This is a genomic window from Thalassospira sp., assembly GCF_030690045.1.
GTDB lineage: Bacteria > Pseudomonadota > Alphaproteobacteria > Rhodospirillales > Thalassospiraceae > Thalassospira.
This window is the reverse complement of record NZ_JAUYHK010000012.1, coordinates 74,775-92,744: the sequence shown is the minus strand read 5'-3', so window position 1 is coordinate 92,744 and position 17,970 is coordinate 74,775. Positions and strand designations below refer to the sequence as shown.

The window sequence follows — 17,970 nt, the reverse complement described above, 5'->3', positions numbered from 1 at the left end:
AATCATTCACCCGGCAATCTGGTAGTCTCATGGTTCCGCCCCGGCATGTCATCATGCCTTGCGACAGGAGCCTGCCATGTCGATGGAAGAATTTCCGCTATCTGATGTTTATCAGTTGCTGGAGCCCGGCCCCGTGGTCTTGCTGACCACAGCACACCGGAACGCACAAGGCCACGCCGACAAAGCCCGGCAAAATGTCATGACCATGTCATGGCATATGATGGTTGAATTCACCCCGCCGACACTGGCCTGCATCGTCAGTGCCGCCGATCACAGCTTTCTCGCCCTGCGTGCCAGCGGCGAATGCGTGATTGCCATTCCGGCGGTGGAACTGGCGGCAAATGTCGTGGGAATTGGTAATTGTTCGGGCCGCGATATCGATAAATTTGACAAATACAAACTGACCCGCGCGAAAGCCGCCAAAGTCCGCGCCCCGCTGATTGCCGATTGTTTTGCCAATCTGGAATGCAAGGTGATCGACACTCGGCTGGTGGATGATTTCAACCTGTTTGTGCTCGAAGTCGTGCAGGCATGGCGCGACCCGGCTCAACCGGATCCAAAAACCATCCATCATCAGGGCTATGGCAAGTTTGCAGTTGATGGTGAAACCATTATCCTAGCTTCACAGATGCCGTAGTCAGAAGGAAAAGGCGGCATGTTACAAACAGTCGGTTTGTCCGGATCCTCCGTACAGATAGCCCTTAATCTAGCTTTATTTGTGAATCAACAGCACAGTCACCACTCGTTGCTCTCGATCAAATCATTTGGATATTCAAGTCCATCCCGGTTATGCTGAAACCAACGGCATCAGTCTCAGGCATGGTGACGGTCCATTTTTTGGTAAAACATTTACATCACATTCCCTTGATGCCATTCAATGACCTATAAATAGGCTCTTACCACCAGAAACTGAAAATAGTTGCACAAGTTCGTGACACACCCAGTGAAAAACGGAAAAATTACCAGTCCCCAACCTATTTTCATTAATATTTATTTAGGAAGATAAAAATGGTGGAAGAAGAAATCGGCGAAAAAAATTTGACAGATAGTGAAAAAAAAATATATGTTGAAATATGGAAAATTTCAGTAGAAACACAGATGCATTTTAATGAAATGTCCGTTAAATCTCGACAGCTTGGATTGACATTTGTTGCAGCGGCACTTGGCGTGGCGGTGGTTCTATTTACTAGAGATCAAGATTTTGTGCTAGATTTGTTTAGCATTAAAATACATGCATCTGTAATATTAATCTTAGCATCAGCATTGGCAGTTAGAGCAGTACGAGAACTTGATCTTAACGTATACCACAAGATGCTAAGAGGAGCGGTTACATTTGGGGAAGATTTCGAAGAAAATTATCTGAAATCTATATTTAAACTAGAAAAAGGAATGACGCAATCTATCAGCCATTTTAGTAGGTTCTCCGACGCAAATATTGATAAATCTCAGAACATCTATAAATACACTGGAAAAACAAAAATAACAGCACTTGATAAAATTGAATCATTCTATAAGAAAATTAATAAATATTTAGTAATCACATCAATTTTAATATTTTTAATAAACAACCAATTTTTCTTCAATCACATCAAACGTCTATGTTTAGTTATCATTTCATTTAAATAGATGACACAAAAAAGTAAAATACAGCTACTGGTATGTGACCTTGACAATACAATTTATGATTGGATTTCATATTTCGTACCTGCATTTTATGCGATGATTGACAAAGCTGTTTCTATTTTAGAGTGTGATCGAGAATTATTATTAGATCAAATGCGAGACGTTCACGTCAAAAATCATGACTCTGAACATCCGTTCGCATTGCTGGATACCGATATTGTCAAGAATCGCTTTCCAAAACAATCAAGAGAAGAGATCGCGGAGAAACTTGATGAAGCATTATATCAATTCAACTCTGTCCGAAAACAAAAACTAAAACTATACGACGGCATCAAATCAGGTATAGAAAATCTCAAAGAACAAAATATTAAAATTGTTGCCCACACAGAAAGTAAGCTATTTACAACGATAGATAGACTACATAAACTAGAATCATTCGATTATTTTGATCATATATACTGTCGAGAAAGACCAGACTCGAATCATCCAGACCCAAAAGCAGCAGAATACTGGCTTGGAAAATTTGATCTTTCAAATATTACTGAACTTGCATTCAAAGACCGAAAACCGGCACCACACATACTCAATCAGATATGCCTTCAACAAGGAATTCTTCCTGAGCAAACCGCATACATAGGCGATAGCATTGCAAAAGACATTCTCATGGCCCAAAGAGCGAATGTCTTCGCAATATGGGCAAAATACGGAACTCAAGTTCCACCGGAGATGTATGCCAAGTTAGTCAGAATTTCTCACTGGTCCAAACAAGACATCGCACGGGAAATGAAACTAAAAGAAGATGCGAAAAATATTTCTCCAGACTTAACGGTTAACTCCTTCTCAGAAGCAATACAGTATATTTTGTAAATACTCAAAAGGGCGGCCAATTGGCCGCCCTTTTGCATTCAGATTGAAATGTCGATCACCCATCCAGATGCGAAACAATTTCCTCACACATCTTTTTGGCATCGCCAAACAGCATCATCGTATTGTCCTTGAAGAACAATTCGTTCTGAATACCGGCATAGCCCGCCGCCATGCCGCGTTTGATAAACAGCACGGTTTTGGCCTTTTCGACCTCCAGAATCGGCATACCGAAAATCGGTGATGCCGGATCGGATTTGGCCGCCGGGTTGGTGATGTCGTTGGCCCCGATCACAAAGGCAACATCGGCGGAACTGAAATCGCGGTTGATTTCATCCATTTCCACCACATCGTCATACGGTACACTGGCCTCGGCCAGCAGCACATTCATGTGCCCCGGCATGCGCCCGGCCACCGGATGAATGGCATAACGGACCTTGACCCCCTGCGCCTTAAGCAGATCGCCCATTTCGCGCAGCGCGTGCTGTGCCTGCGCCACCGCCATGCCATAACCGGGCACGATGATGATGCTGGATGCATTGCGCATGATAAAGGCCGCATCATCCGCCGAACCCGATTTAACCGGACGGTCGGCATCGCCGCCCGCCGCCGACCCGGCCCCTGCGGCCTCGCCGCCAAAACCGCCAAGGATGACATTAAAGATCGAGCGGTTCATACCCTTGCACATAATATAGGACAGGATCGCCCCCGATGCACCGACCAGCGCCCCGGTAATGATCAGGGCATTGTTTTGCAGGGTAAAGCCAATGCCACACGCCGCCCAGCCTGAATAGGAATTGAGCATCGAGACGACAACGGGCATATCCGCCCCGCCAATCGGGATGATCACGGTAATGCCAAGCACAAGCGCCAGGGCAACCATGATCCAGAACGCCGTATGGCTTTCGGTGGCGACAAAGAAAATACCGACCACAATCAGGGCAATGCCAAAACCCAGATTGAGCATATGCTGCCCCTTGAACTGCACCGGCACGCCCGAGACAATGCCTTGCAGCTTGCCAAATGCCACCAGCGAGCCGGTAAAGGTGATCGCACCAATCGCAACGCCAAGGCCCATTTCAATCAGGCTGGCGAAATGGATGTTGCCAACCGTGCCAAGGCCATATGCCCCCGGCGCATACAACGCCGCCCCGGCGACAAACACCGCCGCCAGGCCGACCAGCGAGTGAAAGGCCGCCACCAGTTGCGGCAGGGCCGTCATCTTGATCTTGAGCGCAATCACCGTACCGATGGAGCCGCCAATCAGAATGCCGACAATAATCGTGGTATAGGACAACACCATTGGCGAGGCCAAAGTGGTGAGAATGGCAATCGCCATCCCGATCATGCCCAGGATATTGCCCGAACGGGCGGAATCAGGTGACGACAGACCGCGCAACGACAGAATGAAGCAGACCGAGGCCACCAGATAAAGGAAAGCCGACAGGTTTTCCGACATTTTGTTACCCCTCCCTTACTTCTTTTTCCGAAACATTTGCAACATGCGCTGCGCAACGATAAAGCCGCCAAAGATGTTGACCGACGCCAGAACCACGGCCAGAAAGCCCATGATTTTGGAGAAATTCATGTCAACCGGCCCGGACGCCAAAAGCGCACCAACAATGATCACCGATGAAATGGCATTGGTCACCGCCATCAGGGGCGAATGAAGGGCGGGTGTGACTTTCCACACCACGTAATAACCGACAAAACAGGCCAGAACGAAAACCGTCAGGCCCATGACGGTGGCACTAACACCGCCCGATGCTGCAACATTCATCGCACCATCGGCCATGTTATGGGCACCATCGGCAAGACTGTCGGCCAGTTGTGCCGCTTTTTCCGCAAGGCTAAGGGCGGCGTCGCGCACCTCTCCTGCATTTTGGGATAGGGTTTGATCAGCCATTTGCGACCTCCTCGCCACCGAATTTCGGATGCACGATCTTGCCATCTTGCGTCAGCATGGTTTCGGCAATGATCTGGTCTTCGCGATTAAATGCCAAGGTGCCCTTTTCCTTGTCCACCGACAGGGTAATGAAATTCAGCAGGTTTTTGGCATACATCGCGGTGGCGTCGGTTGCGACCGAACTGGTGATATTGGCCGGGCCGATAATTTTGACCCCATTGGCGGTTTCCACCGTTTCGCCGACTTTCGCCCCGGCAACATTGCCACCTCGTTCCGCCGCCAGGTCGATAATCACCGACCCGGCCTTCATCCCCGCCACCATATCGGCGGTGACAATTTGCGGGGCCGGACGGCCCGGAATAAGGGCGGTGGTAATCACGATATCGGTTTTGGCCAGAACCTCTTTCAGTTTGGTCGCCTGTTTCTCCTTGTAGGCGTCCGACATTTCTTTGGCATAGCCGCCCGATGTTTCGGCCGCCGCCGCCTCATCGTCATCCACCTCGATAAATGTCCCACCCAGCGACTGGACCTGTTCCTTGACCGCCGGGCGAACATCGAATGCCGACACAACCGCGCCAAGGCGCTTGGCGGTCGCAATCGCCTGCAAACCGGCAACCCCGGCCCCGACCACCACGACACGCGCCGGGGCAAGGGTGCCTGCCGCTGTCATCATCATCGGGTAAATCCGGCCAAATTCATATGCCGCGTCAATCACAGCGCGATAGCCCGCAAGATTGGATTGAGACGACAAAACATCCATCGCCTGGGCGCGCGAAATGCGCGGCACCAATTCCATGGCAAAGCCCGATACCCCGGCCTCGGCCATTTGGGCAATCAAATCGGCCCGATCATAAGGATCCAGCAACGCAATCACCGCTGCCCCCTTTTTATAATCGGCCAGTTCACTGGTTTTACCATCCATCACCGGCGGTCGCACCTTGAGGATCACATCGGCATCCTTGACGGTGGCCTTGGCGGTTTTGGCGATGGTTGCCCCGGCTTCGGCAAATTTTTCATCCGGTATGGCAGCGTTTTGACCCGCCCCCGCCTGAATTGCTACCTCAAAACCCAAACCGATCAGTTTTTTGACGGTTTCGGCTGTGGCGGCAACGCGCTTTTCACCGGGCCATATTTCCTTTGGAACGGCCAGTTTCATCGCAATCAGCCTCCTTCCCTGTGAGTAAATTCACGATTTGTGGTTTCTTGACATAAGACCTGGATAACATCCCGCAACGATACGTGGTGCGACGAAAAAAGGCGGTCCTTCCGCTTTGATATCGCAGAAGAAACCGCCCGCTTTCCCACCACGCAATCCGAGGCCGCAAAGCCTTGGTGACAAGTCAGGTCCCACCCGCCAATGATGCTCAGGACAAACATTCATTGACGCCCCGCCTTGTCTGCGTTGAATGCAAGATGCGATTTTCCCCTGTCGCCGACAACATCAAAAAACACCAAAATTCACGATTAACTTAAATAAAGTTTATACACATTCACTCGAAAAATGTGCGAAAATCCGCACATTCATAATGCCGATATACCCACACTCTTTTTCCGGACAATTTCAAAAATAATATTATTTTTCATAAACTTAACTTCATGACAGCCCAGCAGATAAAGATAATTTCCCACCCAGAACACGACCATAGAGTTTCACGCTTGCGCGCAAGTCGCAAGCGACAATAACAAAAAAAATTTCGGGATTTTCCGATTTATTGATCAAACAGTCCGCAATCACCGCCCAAAGCATCCCTTGTGCGATTCGGGCGGTATTCTTGCAATGACACTTATTGCGGGCGGTCCAACCCGACCAGATCAAGGGCCGTTTGCTGATTTTCTGCCAGTTTGGCCGGGTCGAAATCGCCAATCAGATCATGAAAAATCCGATACCAGTTCACATGAGCATCCAGACGCAAAAACACCGCGCCAAGGCCAATCGCCGCCCGATCCACCAGCACAAATTCACGCGGCGGCTTGACCCCGCCCAGACGGCGCAATTCCTTGTGAACCTTGGTCGCAACTTCGGCGCCATAGGCCACCGAATTGCTTTCTTCCATCCGGCGGGGCCGGTCATCCAGCAACGGGCCATAAACAAACCCGGCCCAGACATTCAAAACGTCGATCAATTCATTCGACAGGTTTTGAAACCCCCAACTTTCATAAGCCGCCACCGCCTTGTCGGTATCGTTGTCGCGCAGCGCTTCATAAAGCGAAATCACCGCATGGACGAAACCGGGCTGAAAAATGCGGATACAGCCGAAATCCAGAAGATTGACCGAAAAATCATCGCGCAAACTATAATTGCCCAGATGCGGGTCGCCATGAATAACGCCATAGCGGTAAAACGGCACATACCAGGCGCGAAACATATTCAGCGCCACCGCATTGCGACTGTCGGCGTCCGGGTTGGTATCCAGAAAATTTTGCAATTTCCGGCCATTCAGCCATGTCATCGTCAACAGGCGCTGTGTTGTCAAATCGGCCACCGGTTCGGGGATATGAACGGCGGGTTCATCTGTCAGCATATGACGATATAGCAACATGTTGCGCGATTCCCGCTGATAATCCAGCTCCTCGCGCAGGCGGGCAGTCAGTTCCAGCAGGATATTGTCGGCATCAATTGCACTGTCATAACGGCGATAAATTGCAAAGGCAGCACGCAATTGTTTCAAATCCGCCTCGACCGTCGCCGCCATATCGGGATATTGCAATTTGCAAGCAACATCCCGACCATCATGCAAACGGGCGCGATGGACCTGCCCCAACGATGCGGCCGCGGCGGCCTCCTTGCCAAAATCGGCAAAACGACCTTGCCATTCGGCTCCCAGTTCGCTGCGCATCCGGCGTTTGACAAACAGCCAGCCCATTGACGGCGCATCGGCCTGAAGGCTGGCCAATGCCTGGCTGTATTCACGCGGCAAGGCATCAGGGATGGTAGACAGGATTTGCGCCACCTTCATCAGTGGCCCCTTAAGACCGCCAAGGGCGGCGGTCAGATCGGCGGCGTAACGGGCATGGTCCATTTCGCCGCCGAACATCCTGCCAGTCGCCAGTTTGGCCGCCAGCTTCCCTGCCGACGCCCCCACCCGGGCATAACGACGAACACGTCCGCCCAATCGATTATCTTCGGACTGACGCGGTGTGTCGTCGTTATCGGTGGTCATGTCAGGAAAGCTCCTCCAACTCGTCGATAAAGGATTTGATCATGTTCAGGCCGCGCTGCCAGAATGCCGGGTCGGTCGCATCCAGCCCGAACGGTGCCAACAATTCCTGATGGCGTTTGGTGCCGCCGGCTTTCAGCATATCAAGATATTTCTGCTGAAAACCACCATCGGCATTCTGGTATACGTCATACAAAGAATTGACCAGACAATCACCAAAGGCATAGGCATAAACATAAAACGGCGAATGGATGAAATGCGGGATATAGGACCAGTAATATTTATACTCGTCATCAAACCGGATCGCATCACCCAGACTGTCATGTTGTACGGCCAGCCAGATCGCGCAGATTTCCTCGACGGTTAATTCTCCTTCGCGGCGCGCATCGTGCAGGGCCTTTTCAAATTCAAAAAAGGCAATCTGGCGCACGACGGTATTGAGCATATCCTCGACCTTGCCCGCCAGCATGATGCGGCGCATCTTCGGATCGGTTTCGGCCCGCAACATCGACTGAAAGGTCAGCATTTCGCCAAATACCGATGCCGTTTCCGCCAAAGTCAGCGGCGTATCGGACAGGAAATATCCCTGATCCCCGGCCAGAACCTGATGCACCCCATGCCCCAATTCATGGGCCAGCGTCATCACATCGCGGGTTTTGCCATGATAATTCAGCAACAGATACGGGTGCGCAGACGGCACCGTTGGATGGGCAAAGGCACCCGATGATTTACCGGCCCGCGGCGGCACATCAATCCATGCATTATCAAAAAACCTTTTACCAACGGCGGCCAGATCAGGGGAAAATTCACCATATGCCGTCAGAACCGTTTCACGGGCCTTATCCCACGAAATTTCGCGATCATCGGCATCGGGCAAAGGCGCATTGCGATCCCAGTAATCGAGACGATCCACACCAAACCATTTGGCTTTCAGGCGATAATAACGATGTGACAGGCCTTCGTAAGAATCGCGAACGGCGGTCGACAGGGCCTCGACCACATTATCTTCGACCTGATTGGACAGGTTGCGTGCGCTGACCGGCGTTGCAAAATTGCGAAGACGGTCGTCAATTTCCTTATCCTTGGCCAGCGTATTGGTGATGTGAGCCAGCAATTTGATATTTTTGCCCAGAACCTCGCCAATCGATTTGGCTGCGACCTTGCGATCCTCGACATTGGTCGATGACAGCATATTGGCGGCGTCCGACATCGTCAGGTCTTCACCATAAATCGGAAACCGCAAATCGGCCATCGTCTGATCAAACAGGCGAATCCACGCGCCCGATCCGGCGATGTGGCGTTCATGCAGAACCTGTTCAACCTCGTCGGACAATTGATGCGGGCGGTAGGACCGGTTTTCATCCAGCCATGGCCGATAGCGACGCAAGGCCGTACTCTGGTCATACTTCGCTTCCAGAACATCATCCTCGATCCGGTTCAGCTCCAGACCGAAAAACAGCGTGACGCTGGAAATCGCGGTTAATTGTTCACGGATATACTGATAAAACTGGCCAATAACGGCGTCCGAGCTGTCCCCGGCATACATCAATTGGGAATAGGAACCGATTTTGCCACATAATTCACTGATCGCTTCATATTCGGTAATGGCGGTAATCAATTCATCGCCCGACAAACCGGCAAGATTACCCTGATATTTCTTTTGAAAAGTGTCAGACCGCTTGCGGGCAGCATCCAGATCGGCCTTGATCGCCGGGTCGCTGGTCGAGGTGTAAAGGTCGCTCAGATCCCAGGTCGGCAGGTTCTTGTCGATCACGTTCATCGGTCCTCCGGAATTATCGAAAAATAAAATCGCTTTAATGCGATATAAGACACAGTTATTTTTTACGCCAGTCATCTGACAGGAAAGTTTGAACGGTGGTACGCTGATCACCGTAAAAAAACAAACGCGATTAAAAAAGCAGGGCAAGGAAACCGCCATGACGCATTTGCAGGATTACGCCAACTGGCAAAACTTGCCGACCATGTTTTTCGATCAGGCCGAAAAATTTGGCGACCAACCCGTTTTGTGGACCCGGAAAGACGACGGTTATGTCGCGACAAGCTGGCGCGATGCCGCCGATCAGGTCCGGGCACTGGCGCGTTCGCTTTACAAGGCCGGAGTGCGGCCCGGCGACCGGGTGATCCTGCTGTCGGAAAACCGTACGGAATGGGGCATTGCCGATCTGGCGATTATGTCGGTCGGGGCGCTGACAGTTCCGGCCTATATCACCAATACCGAACGCGATCATTTGCACGTCATTCAGGATTCCGGGGCGGCGGTCGCTATCATTTCGACCAAAAAACTGGCCCAGCCTTTTTTACATGCGGCCCTTGATTCCGGGCGCTGCCGCCATGCGATTATCATGGAAGAATGGGGGCAAAGTTTTGTCGGCGACATCACCATTTCAAAATGGGATGACCTGATTGCGCAGGGCCGCGGTCTGACCGATGAGGTCGGCGACTGGATCGCTGGAATCAAACGCACCGATCTGGCCTGCCTGATTTACACATCGGGTACCGGCGGTGCGCCCAAAGGGGTGATGCTGACCCACGGGGCGATCCTGTCAAACTGTGCCGGGGCCTTTGACATCATCGAAACCCTGAAGATCGATAATGAAGTATTTCTGTCATTCCTGCCTTTATCGCATTCCTATGAACATACTGCCGGGCTTTATTTCCCGATGAGTATCGGCGCACAGGTTTATTATGCCGAAAGTCTGGAAAAACTGGCGGCCAATATGGCCGAAGTCCGTCCGACCATCATGACCGCCGTCCCGCGTCTTTATGAAATGCTGTATCAACGCATCAGCCGGGCGGTGGAAAAGGACGGCGGTTTCAAGAAAAAACTGTTTGAAATGACCCTGCGTCTGGGACGCAAAACCTATGAAGGTGAAAAACTTTCACTGATCGAGAAATTACAGAACTGGTTATGCGAAATCCTGCTGCGGCGGAAATTGCGGCAACGGTTTGGCGGACGGCTCAAGGCGATGGTATCGGGTGGCGGACCACTGAATTATGAACTGGGCGTTTTGTTTGTGTCTTGTGGATTGCGGGTCTTGCAGGGATACGGCCAGACCGAATTCAGCCCGGTCGTGTCATGCAACCGGGCAGAAAACAACAAATTGCGCACGGTTGGCCCCCCGATGGTCGGGGTCGAAGCCAAAATTGCAGAGGACGGCGAAATTCTGTTGCGAGGCGAAAGCATGATGGCCGGATATTGGCAAATGCCCGATGTCACCGCCCAAACCATCATTGATGGCTGGCTGCATACCGGCGATATCGGGATGCTTGATAATGAAGGCAGCCTGATCATTACCGATCGCAAAAAGGATATCATCGTCAATTCCGGTGGTGACAATATTTCGCCGCAACGGATCGAAGGCTTGCTGACCCTCGAAACTGAAATTTCACAGGCGATGGTCTATGGCGATAACAAGCCTTATCTGGTTGCCATCCTGTGGCCTGACGAAGACGCCCTGCGCGATTTCGCCCGCGACAAGGGCTTGCCGATTGATGATATCAAGGGCCTGCTACAAAATGAGGAATACCGCAAACATGTTCGCAAGGCCGTTGATCATGTCAATTTACGACTGTCGAGCCTGGAAAAAGTGCGCAGCTTTGCCTTTGCCGACGAAGCTTTTTCCATCGACAATGAAATGCTGACACCTTCCATGAAAATCCGCCGCCACAAAATCCGCGCGGTTTATGGCGAACGGCTTGAAAATTTATACAACCGGAAACGTGCTGGTGGGTAACTCACCCACCTTTTCCCTGACCCTGATACGCGGATTGCCGGGATCGGGCAAATCGACACTGGCGCAGCAGATTTGCCCGGCGCGGGATGCGGTGCATCTTGAGGCCGACATGTTCATGGTCGATGCCGCCGGAAAATACGTTTTCGACAGAAGAAAGCTTAAAGACGTACATGCCCGGTGCGAACAGGAATGTGCAGATCATCTGCGTCATGGGCGCAGTGTGGTGGTATCAAACACCTTCAGTCAAATCTGGGAAATGCAGCCCTATATCGATATGACAGCCCGATGGACCATCCCGCTTCAGATCATCGAATGCCACGGCAATTTTGCCAATATTCACGATGTTCCCGATGACCGCATTACGGCAATGCAGGATCGTTGGGAAACCCTGCCCCAAATTTTATTGCGCCGCTGAAAATACCTTTTTGAGGATATCGGTGGTCCATCGGCCCGGATTTTGCCGGATATCGGCTTCCTGTACTGCCAGATAATGGAATATCCCGTCCATCGCCGCCCCAGTCGCATGATCCTCCAGCGACGCCTTGACATCGGGCACCAGAGGCAGGCTTTGATATTGCCCCATCATCTGATCATACATGCCAATGGCACCGGTTTCGGCCAAGGCATCATTCATCACCGGTCGTAGTTTTCCTTCAATCTCGCCGCCTGATACCCGGCGCAAATATTGGGTCGCGGCATCTTGCGGTCCGTCCAGAATGCTGCGGGCGTCGGCCATCGTCATCTGACGCACGGCGTTTAACAGGATATCCCCGGCATCGCTCATTGCACTTTCGGCCGCACGGTTCATGCGCAATTCAATTTCATCGCCATAACTGCCCAGCCCGGCGGTGGTCAGCAAGGCCTGCACCCGCTGCACGCTGGCGGGTAGCGGAATATGCGCCACTGGATCAGCGTTAAAACCGTCGGTTTTGCCCAGTTGCGCCGTCACCAGATCAATCCCGGCATCCAGCGCCTGTCGCAAACCATCGGCAACCGTATCCTGTGACAGCGACGATGATGATGACGACGCATTCCCGGAAGAATTCCCGCTTAACGCCCCGCCCAGCGCATTTTTGGCGGCATCAAACAAGGATTGTGCGGCAACATTGCCACTAACCGACAAGGCCGCGACAAGGCACCCTGTCGTCATCGTCAAACGAAAGTACCGGGGGAATTTGCGATGCATCGGATATCCTTCTTGATCAAAAATGATCGCCTATCATGACCGTCTTTATCGCCACATCAAAGCACAAAACCCCGGCACAAATTGTACCGGGGTTTTGCAAAGCCGTTTCCGATCAGGTCAGTCAACCATTTCGATTTTCTTACCATTGATGGTCAGAAAACCACCTTCGGCCGAGACCGGTACGGTGCTGCCATCGGCAATCGTGCCTTCCAGAATCTGCATCGCCAGCGGGTTTTGCAGATAACGCTGGATCACCCGTTTAAGCGGACGTGCCCCGTAAACCGGATCATAGCCCTTGTCCGCCAGCCAGGATTTAGCAAATTCATCAAGTTCCAGACTGATCTTGCGATCAAACAGCAATTTGTCCAGACGTTCCAGCTGGATATCGACAATATGATCCATCTGGACCCGTTGCAGACGATGGAACAGTAAAACCTCGTCCAGACGGTTGAGAAATTCCGGTCGAAAGGCTGACCGCACCACTTCCATCACCTGGCTGCGCAATTCGCCGCTGTCATGGCCTGGTTCCTGATTGGCAAGGATATCTGCGCCAAGGTTCGAGGTCAGAATGATCATGGTATTACGGAAATCAACCGTGCGACCCTGACCATCGGTCAAACGCCCTTCGTCGAGAACCTGCAACAGCACGTTAAAGACATCCGGATGGGCTTTTTCCACCTCGTCAAACAGCACCACCTGATAGGGGCGACGGCGTACTGCTTCGGTCAACGAACCGCCTTCTTCATAGCCAACATAGCCGGGAGGCGCGCCAATCAACCGCGACACAGCATGTTTTTCCATGAATTCGGACATGTCGATGCGGACCATCGCCTGTTCGTCATCAAACAAAAACTGCGCCAGTGCCTTGGTCAGTTCGGTTTTGCCAACCCCGGTCGGCCCCAGAAACAGGAACGATCCAATCGGACGATTGGGGTCCTGCAACCCGGCCCTCGCCCGGCGCACGGCGTTGGAGATCGAGCGCACCGCTTCGTCCTGTCCGACCACCCGCTTGCGCAGGGTGTCTTCCATTTCCAAAAGCTTTTCACGTTCGCCTTCCAGCATCTTGTCCACCGGTATCCCGGTCCAGCGCGACACAACCGAAGCAATGTGCTTTTCCGTGACCGCCTCGTCCTTCATGCCGGTTGTCGCCTGATCATCCTCGGCCTTGGTCAATAACCGTTCAAGGGCGGGGATTTCTTCGTATTGTAATTGCCCGGCCCGATCCAGACGGCCTTCGCGCATCGCACGTTCCAGTTCGCTGCGTGCCTGATCAAGCTGTTCCTTGATATGGGTCGCCGCCGCCATTTCATTTTTCTGGGCCTGCCATTTCGCCGTCAGTTCTGCCGATTTGCCTTCCAGTTCCGCCAGTTCCTTGTCCAGACGCACCAGACGGTCTTTCGACGCCCGGTCGTCTTCCTTTTTCAGGGCTTCACGTTCGATCTTGAGCTGAATGATCCGGCGGTCCAGTTCGTCGATTTCTTCGGGCTTGGAATCCAGTTCCATCCGCAGGCGGGCGGCGGATTCATCCATCAGGTCAATCGCCTTGTCAGGCAAAAACCGGTCGGTAATATAACGGTTCGACAGGGTAGCGGCCGCCACCAATGCCGCATCAGCAATCCGTACTCCGTGATGGAGTTCGTATTTTTCCTTGATCCCACGCAGAATCGACACCGTATCGGCCACTGTTGGTTCCGATACAAACACCGGCTGGAACCGCCGGGCAAGGGCTGCGTCCTTTTCGATATATTTGCGATATTCTTCAAGGGTGGTCGCCCCGACGCAATGCAATTCGCCGCGTGCCAGCATCGGTTTGAGAAGGTTCGACGCATCCATCGATCCTTCGGCCTTACCCGCCCCGACCAGCGTGTGCAATTCGTCAATAAACAGAATGACCTGACCGGCCTCGGATTCAATTTCCGACAGCACGGCTTTCAGGCGTTCTTCAAATTCACCGCGGAATTTTGCCCCGGCAACCAGTGCCCCAAGGTCAAGCGATAAAAGTTTTTTGTCTTTCAGGGTTTCCGGCACATCGCCCTTGACGATACGTTGCGCCAACCCTTCGGCAATCGCGGTTTTCCCGACACCGGGTTCACCGATCAAAACCGGGTTGTTTTTGGTCCGGCGCGACAAAACCTGAATGGCCCGGCGGATTTCCTCGTCCCGGCCAATCACCGGGTCCAGCTTGCCATCCCGTGCCGCTTCTGTCAGGTCACGGGCATATTTGTTCAGGGCGTCATACTGGTTTTCTGCCCCGCTACTGTTCGCCGTGCGCCCCTTGCGCAAATCGTTGATCGCGCTATTGAGTTTTTGCGCCGAAATTCCAGCATCCGCCAGAACCTTGCCTGCCACCGATTTCGGATCAAGGGCAATCGCCAGCAGCAGTCGTTCGGCGGTGACATAACTGTCCCCGGCCTTTTTCGCGACTTCCTGTGCCTGCTCAATCAGGCGGGCAAAATCGCCCGACAGGTAAATCTGGCCATTGCCACCTTCGACCTTTGGCAGTTTCGCCAGTTCCTGATCGGCGCGCAGACGGGCCTGTTTGTGATCGCCGCCTGCCGCAGTGATCAGATTGGCTGCCAGCCCTTCTTCGTCATCCAAAAGAACCTTCAGAAGGTGTATGGGCACAAATTGCTGATGGCTTTCGCGCAGGGCAAGCGATTGCGCTGCCTGTAGAAAACCTTTGGAACGGTCGGTAAATTTTTCAAATTCCATGCTGTCACTCCACGAGCCAACAGTTACACACGGGCGGACCTTCCCGGAAGCATCCGCACTTTTTGGGGATCATCCCCATGGTTTTGATCCTGACGCAATTGATCGGGATTGTCATTGATATGTGTCACCAAATCCGCATCGCAAGTTGCCTGCCCTACCAAAGTTGCAGGAATTCTTTTTGCACCGCACACAGATTTTCTGGCATGATTTCAATATACAAGGCAACGGCGTGGATTTACCGGTATTTTTCTGTGATTACCCGCTATCTGGCGCTATAACAGCGGAAAGACCCCGCACGACAGGACACAGAACAATGACAGCACATCTCACAGCAATCAAACGATACCCGGTCAAGGGATTGCGTGGCATTGACATGATTGATGCCACCATCACCCCCCACCAAATCCTGGCCGATGACCGCCGCTTTGTGATTGCCACCAGCGGGTCCTTTGAGCAGGAGCAGCTTGAAGGCTGGGCACGCAAAAGCAATTTTTTGCAACTGGTCAATACCCCGAAACTGGCGGAACTGGGCATCGAGTATGACGATGCCACCTGCAGCCTGACAATTTTGCGCAATGGCCGCACCATTTGCAAAGGTGCACTTGATACGCCAATGGGCCGCACCGTGATCGAGGATTTCCTGACCGCCTTTCTGAAAAACGACATCGCCGGTCGCCCGAAAATCATGTCGGTGCCCGATATTGCGTTTTCAGATATGGAACAACCCTATATTTCCGTGATCAATCTGGCATCCGTCCGTGATTTTGGCGACCGCATTGCCCGTCAGGATGTTGATCCGATGCGCTTTCGCGGCAATCTTCTGATTGATGGCCTGCCCGCCTGGCAGGAACTGGACTGGACCGAAGGCCAGATTGTGAAGATTGGCGACGCCACCTTCCGCGCCATTCATCCGATCACACGGTGCAAGGCCACCACCATCAACCCCGACACGGCCATATCGGATATCAATGTGCCGCGCCTGTTGCATACCGGCATGAACCATCTGTTCATGGGTATGTATCTGGAGGCGACGGACGGCGGCACCCTTAAACCGGGTGACACCGTTATCGCCGCTTAATTAAAGGTCGGGGCATGCACCGCCATGCCCCGAAAAATTTCATCGTGATACCAGTCGATCCGCCATGCGCGGATTGGCGGTACGCCTTTGCGAAACAGGATTTGTTCCTCGGACGGAAAACGGGCAACTTCGGTTGATTTCAGGATTGGCTGATTATCGCGGGGCCGCAAATGCACTGGCGAATTGCGATCCGCCCCTGCCCCGCCGGTATCTTCAAACCGCGACATCGCTGTCAAGCCAGCCACCCAGTCCAAGTCAAAGGCACCGTCCTGACCGAATACCTGAATAACATCGCTACGCCCGACAATATTTTCCCAGTTATGGCACACATCCATCAGGCCGCTGACCCCGCTCAGACAGGTCCAGACCGTAATCCCGTCGGCCAACGCCCCACCCAACATGCGTTCAAACATCGGCAGGCGGCCCAGTTCCTCAATCCCGTCCAGCAACACCAGATAATCCGGGTCGCCACTTTTGAAACTGCGTTTTTCAATCACAGACAACATCGTGCCCAGCAAAACCCGGCCAAAGGCGGCCAGTGTTCCGGCCTCTTCTTCGTTGCTGTGCCCGACGATGAAAAGCGATACAGGTTTTTCCAGCAAAGCATTCGGCGCAAAAGAACTGCTGCTGATCGAACGCGCAATGGCCGGATTGTCAAAAATCGCGGTGGCCGCCCGGCAGGCATTGACGATCGACATGCGCTGGTCCTCGGTCATATCCAGAATCGTCAGGGCAATTTCAGAAATCCGGCCATCGGCGGTTTCGATATTCATCAATTCTTCAAGAATTTTGTAGAACCGGTGCGACTGCATCACCAGATTGCGGCGCACTTCGGCAAGATTGCGGTTTTCGGTTAGCGCTTTTTGCACGGTAAAAATGATAAACCCCTGCAACAGGGTGCGGGCCGTGCGGGCCTCGTGGGTATCCAGATCGCTAACATAGGACGGGGCCAGCAAAAGATCGGCAATCATCCCGGCATCGGCGACCAGCCCCTCGCCCTGATGGCGGATGAATTCCAGCGGATTGAACGTGCTGGCAGTACTGCCGGTCTGACCAAAAGGATCAACCACAAAAACATGTTGACCCATTTTTTCCCGGCGTTCACGGATCGCCCGGAAAATTGCCCCGCTGCGTTCATACACAAACAGATTTCCGGGATGCAGCAAGGCATTTGGCACTGCTGCCGACCGGTAATAATCATCGGCATTATTACCAAATGTCATCAGGCGGCTGCATGCAACTGCGCCCAGTGCCTTTTTTTCCATTCCCCACCGTCCCAGAATAACCGACGGCTTGGCATCGAACATTTTGCGCCCGTCAAGGTCTTCGGCCTTGGCCCATTGCCCCTCGGCACGCTGACGCGCTATCTGGGCCGGGGATTTGACCGGTTTTTTCGGACCTGATTGTGGAATGCGGTTGATCAAAATCACAACCATCGGCAAAAACAGCGGTATGACAAAACATACACCACCAACCAGAACCAGTGCATAGTCGCCATTGAACAGACCAAAGGCGACAATCAACCCGCCCAGTGTCCATAGCAGCACCATGATGATCCGGAACATACCTGTTCCCATCACCGAATCTCCCCCAAATACGTGGCTTTGCCACATGATGCAGAATAACTTTCTGCATCCTTGATCTTTTATTTCACTGGCGCACTTTTCAACGCCTGAAAAATAACTTGA

14 protein-coding genes are annotated in these 17,970 nt (G+C 52.4%); 6 read left to right on the top strand and 8 right to left on the bottom strand.

Annotated elements, in window-relative coordinates; all coding sequences use genetic code 11:
* Positions 1-76: 76 nt before the first annotated feature.
* The 3 genes from Q8O73_RS09985 to Q8O73_RS09975 all read left to right on the top strand — a co-directional run bounded on the left by Q8O73_RS09985 (position 77) and on the right by Q8O73_RS09975 (position 2,490).
* Positions 77-637, top strand: a complete 561-nt coding sequence (locus Q8O73_RS09985) for a flavin reductase family protein (RefSeq protein ID WP_305558010.1) — start codon at positions 77-79, stop codon at positions 635-637.
* Positions 638-1,008: 371 nt separating this feature from the next.
* The gene (locus Q8O73_RS09980) at positions 1,009-1,626 is read left to right on the top strand and encodes a hypothetical protein (RefSeq protein WP_305558009.1); all 618 of its coding nucleotides are present in this window, start codon (positions 1,009-1,011) and stop codon (positions 1,624-1,626) included.
* The gene (locus Q8O73_RS09975) at positions 1,627-2,490 is read left to right on the top strand and encodes an HAD family hydrolase (protein WP_305558008.1); all 864 of its coding nucleotides are present in this window, start codon (positions 1,627-1,629) and stop codon (positions 2,488-2,490) included.
* A 55-nt stretch (positions 2,491-2,545) separates the two neighbouring features.
* On the opposite strand, the gene Q8O73_RS09970 is transcribed toward Q8O73_RS09975, so the two are convergent.
* The 5 genes from Q8O73_RS09970 to Q8O73_RS09950 form a co-directional block, all read right to left on the bottom strand.
* Positions 2,546-3,946 (bottom strand): NAD(P)(+) transhydrogenase (Re/Si-specific) subunit beta, encoded by a 1,401-nt coding sequence (locus Q8O73_RS09970; protein ID WP_305558007.1) that lies wholly within the window; start codon positions 3,944-3,946, stop codon positions 2,546-2,548.
* A 15-nt stretch (positions 3,947-3,961) separates the two neighbouring features.
* Positions 3,962-4,393 (bottom strand): NAD(P) transhydrogenase subunit alpha, encoded by a 432-nt coding sequence (locus Q8O73_RS09965; RefSeq protein WP_305558006.1) that lies wholly within the window; start codon positions 4,391-4,393, stop codon positions 3,962-3,964.
* Positions 4,386-5,549: a Re/Si-specific NAD(P)(+) transhydrogenase subunit alpha gene (locus Q8O73_RS09960; RefSeq protein WP_305558005.1), complete on the bottom strand. Its 1,164-nt coding sequence runs from the start codon at positions 5,547-5,549 to the stop codon at positions 4,386-4,388. The genes Q8O73_RS09965 and Q8O73_RS09960 overlap by 8 nt, the downstream gene beginning before the upstream one ends.
* A 628-nt stretch (positions 5,550-6,177) precedes the next feature.
* Positions 6,178-7,554, bottom strand: a complete 1,377-nt coding sequence (locus Q8O73_RS09955; RefSeq protein ID WP_305558004.1) for an AarF/ABC1/UbiB kinase family protein — start codon at positions 7,552-7,554, stop codon at positions 6,178-6,180.
* A 1-nt stretch (position 7,555) separates the two neighbouring features.
* Positions 7,556-9,331, bottom strand: a complete 1,776-nt coding sequence (locus tag Q8O73_RS09950) for a M3 family oligoendopeptidase (protein ID WP_305558003.1) — start codon at positions 9,329-9,331, stop codon at positions 7,556-7,558.
* 157 nt (positions 9,332-9,488) lie between these two features.
* On the opposite strand from Q8O73_RS09950, the gene Q8O73_RS09945 reads away from it, so the two are divergent.
* Together Q8O73_RS09945 and Q8O73_RS09940 are read left to right on the top strand one after the other, a co-directional pair.
* Complete coding sequence (locus Q8O73_RS09945) at positions 9,489-11,306, top strand: long-chain fatty acid--CoA ligase (protein ID WP_305558002.1); 1,818 nt, start codon at positions 9,489-9,491, stop codon at positions 11,304-11,306.
* Positions 11,299-11,721 carry an ATP-binding protein gene (locus Q8O73_RS09940; RefSeq protein ID WP_305558001.1) on the top strand — a complete coding sequence of 141 codons (423 nt, stop codon included), beginning with the start codon at positions 11,299-11,301 and terminating at the stop codon, positions 11,719-11,721. The genes Q8O73_RS09945 and Q8O73_RS09940 overlap by 8 nt, the downstream gene beginning before the upstream one ends.
* Here the strand turns inward: Q8O73_RS09940 and Q8O73_RS09935 are convergent.
* Entirely contained in the window at positions 11,707-12,492 is a 786-nt protein-coding gene (locus Q8O73_RS09935) for a DUF4197 domain-containing protein (protein WP_305558000.1), read from the bottom strand. The genes Q8O73_RS09940 and Q8O73_RS09935 overlap by 15 nt on opposite strands.
* A 117-nt stretch (positions 12,493-12,609) precedes the next feature.
* A complete protein-coding gene (gene clpB, locus Q8O73_RS09930; protein ID WP_305557999.1) occupies positions 12,610-15,204 on the bottom strand; it encodes an ATP-dependent chaperone ClpB in 2,595 nt (864 codons plus the stop codon).
* A 313-nt stretch (positions 15,205-15,517) separates the two neighbouring features.
* On the opposite strand from clpB, the gene Q8O73_RS09925 reads away from it, so the two are divergent.
* On the top strand, positions 15,518-16,282 hold the full coding sequence (locus tag Q8O73_RS09925) for an MOSC domain-containing protein (RefSeq protein WP_305557998.1): 765 nt from the start codon (positions 15,518-15,520) through the stop codon (positions 16,280-16,282).
* Here the strand turns inward: Q8O73_RS09925 and Q8O73_RS09920 are convergent.
* Entirely contained in the window at positions 16,279-17,859 is a 1,581-nt protein-coding gene (locus Q8O73_RS09920) for a type IV secretory system conjugative DNA transfer family protein (protein ID WP_305557997.1), read from the bottom strand. The genes Q8O73_RS09925 and Q8O73_RS09920 overlap by 4 nt on opposite strands.
* Positions 17,860-17,970 lie beyond the last annotated feature (111 nt).

Coding starts and splice junctions, on each gene's coding strand:
- Q8O73_RS09920 (WP_305557997.1), bottom strand. CDS start 17,859: ATGGGAACAGGTATGTTCCGGATCATCATGGTGCTGCTATGGACACTG.
- Q8O73_RS09985 (WP_305558010.1), top strand. CDS start 77: ATGTCGATGGAAGAATTTCCGCTATCTGATGTTTATCAGTTGCTGGAG.
- Q8O73_RS09955 (WP_305558004.1), bottom strand. CDS start 7,554: ATGACCACCGATAACGACGACACACCGCGTCAGTCCGAAGATAATCGA.
- Q8O73_RS09960 (WP_305558005.1), bottom strand. CDS start 5,549: ATGAAACTGGCCGTTCCAAAGGAAATATGGCCCGGTGAAAAGCGCGTT.
- Q8O73_RS09935 (WP_305558000.1), bottom strand. CDS start 12,492: ATGCATCGCAAATTCCCCCGGTACTTTCGTTTGACGATGACGACAGGG.
- Q8O73_RS09970 (WP_305558007.1), bottom strand. CDS start 3,946: ATGTCGGAAAACCTGTCGGCTTTCCTTTATCTGGTGGCCTCGGTCTGC.
- Q8O73_RS09980 (WP_305558009.1), top strand. CDS start 1,009: ATGGTGGAAGAAGAAATCGGCGAAAAAAATTTGACAGATAGTGAAAAA.
- clpB (WP_305557999.1), bottom strand. CDS start 15,204: ATGGAATTTGAAAAATTTACCGACCGTTCCAAAGGTTTTCTACAGGCA.
- Q8O73_RS09975 (WP_305558008.1), top strand. CDS start 1,627: ATGACACAAAAAAGTAAAATACAGCTACTGGTATGTGACCTTGACAAT.
- Q8O73_RS09925 (WP_305557998.1), top strand. CDS start 15,518: ATGACAGCACATCTCACAGCAATCAAACGATACCCGGTCAAGGGATTG.
- Q8O73_RS09965 (WP_305558006.1), bottom strand. CDS start 4,393: ATGGCTGATCAAACCCTATCCCAAAATGCAGGAGAGGTGCGCGACGCC.
- Q8O73_RS09950 (WP_305558003.1), bottom strand. CDS start 9,331: ATGAACGTGATCGACAAGAACCTGCCGACCTGGGATCTGAGCGACCTT.
- Q8O73_RS09945 (WP_305558002.1), top strand. CDS start 9,489: ATGACGCATTTGCAGGATTACGCCAACTGGCAAAACTTGCCGACCATG.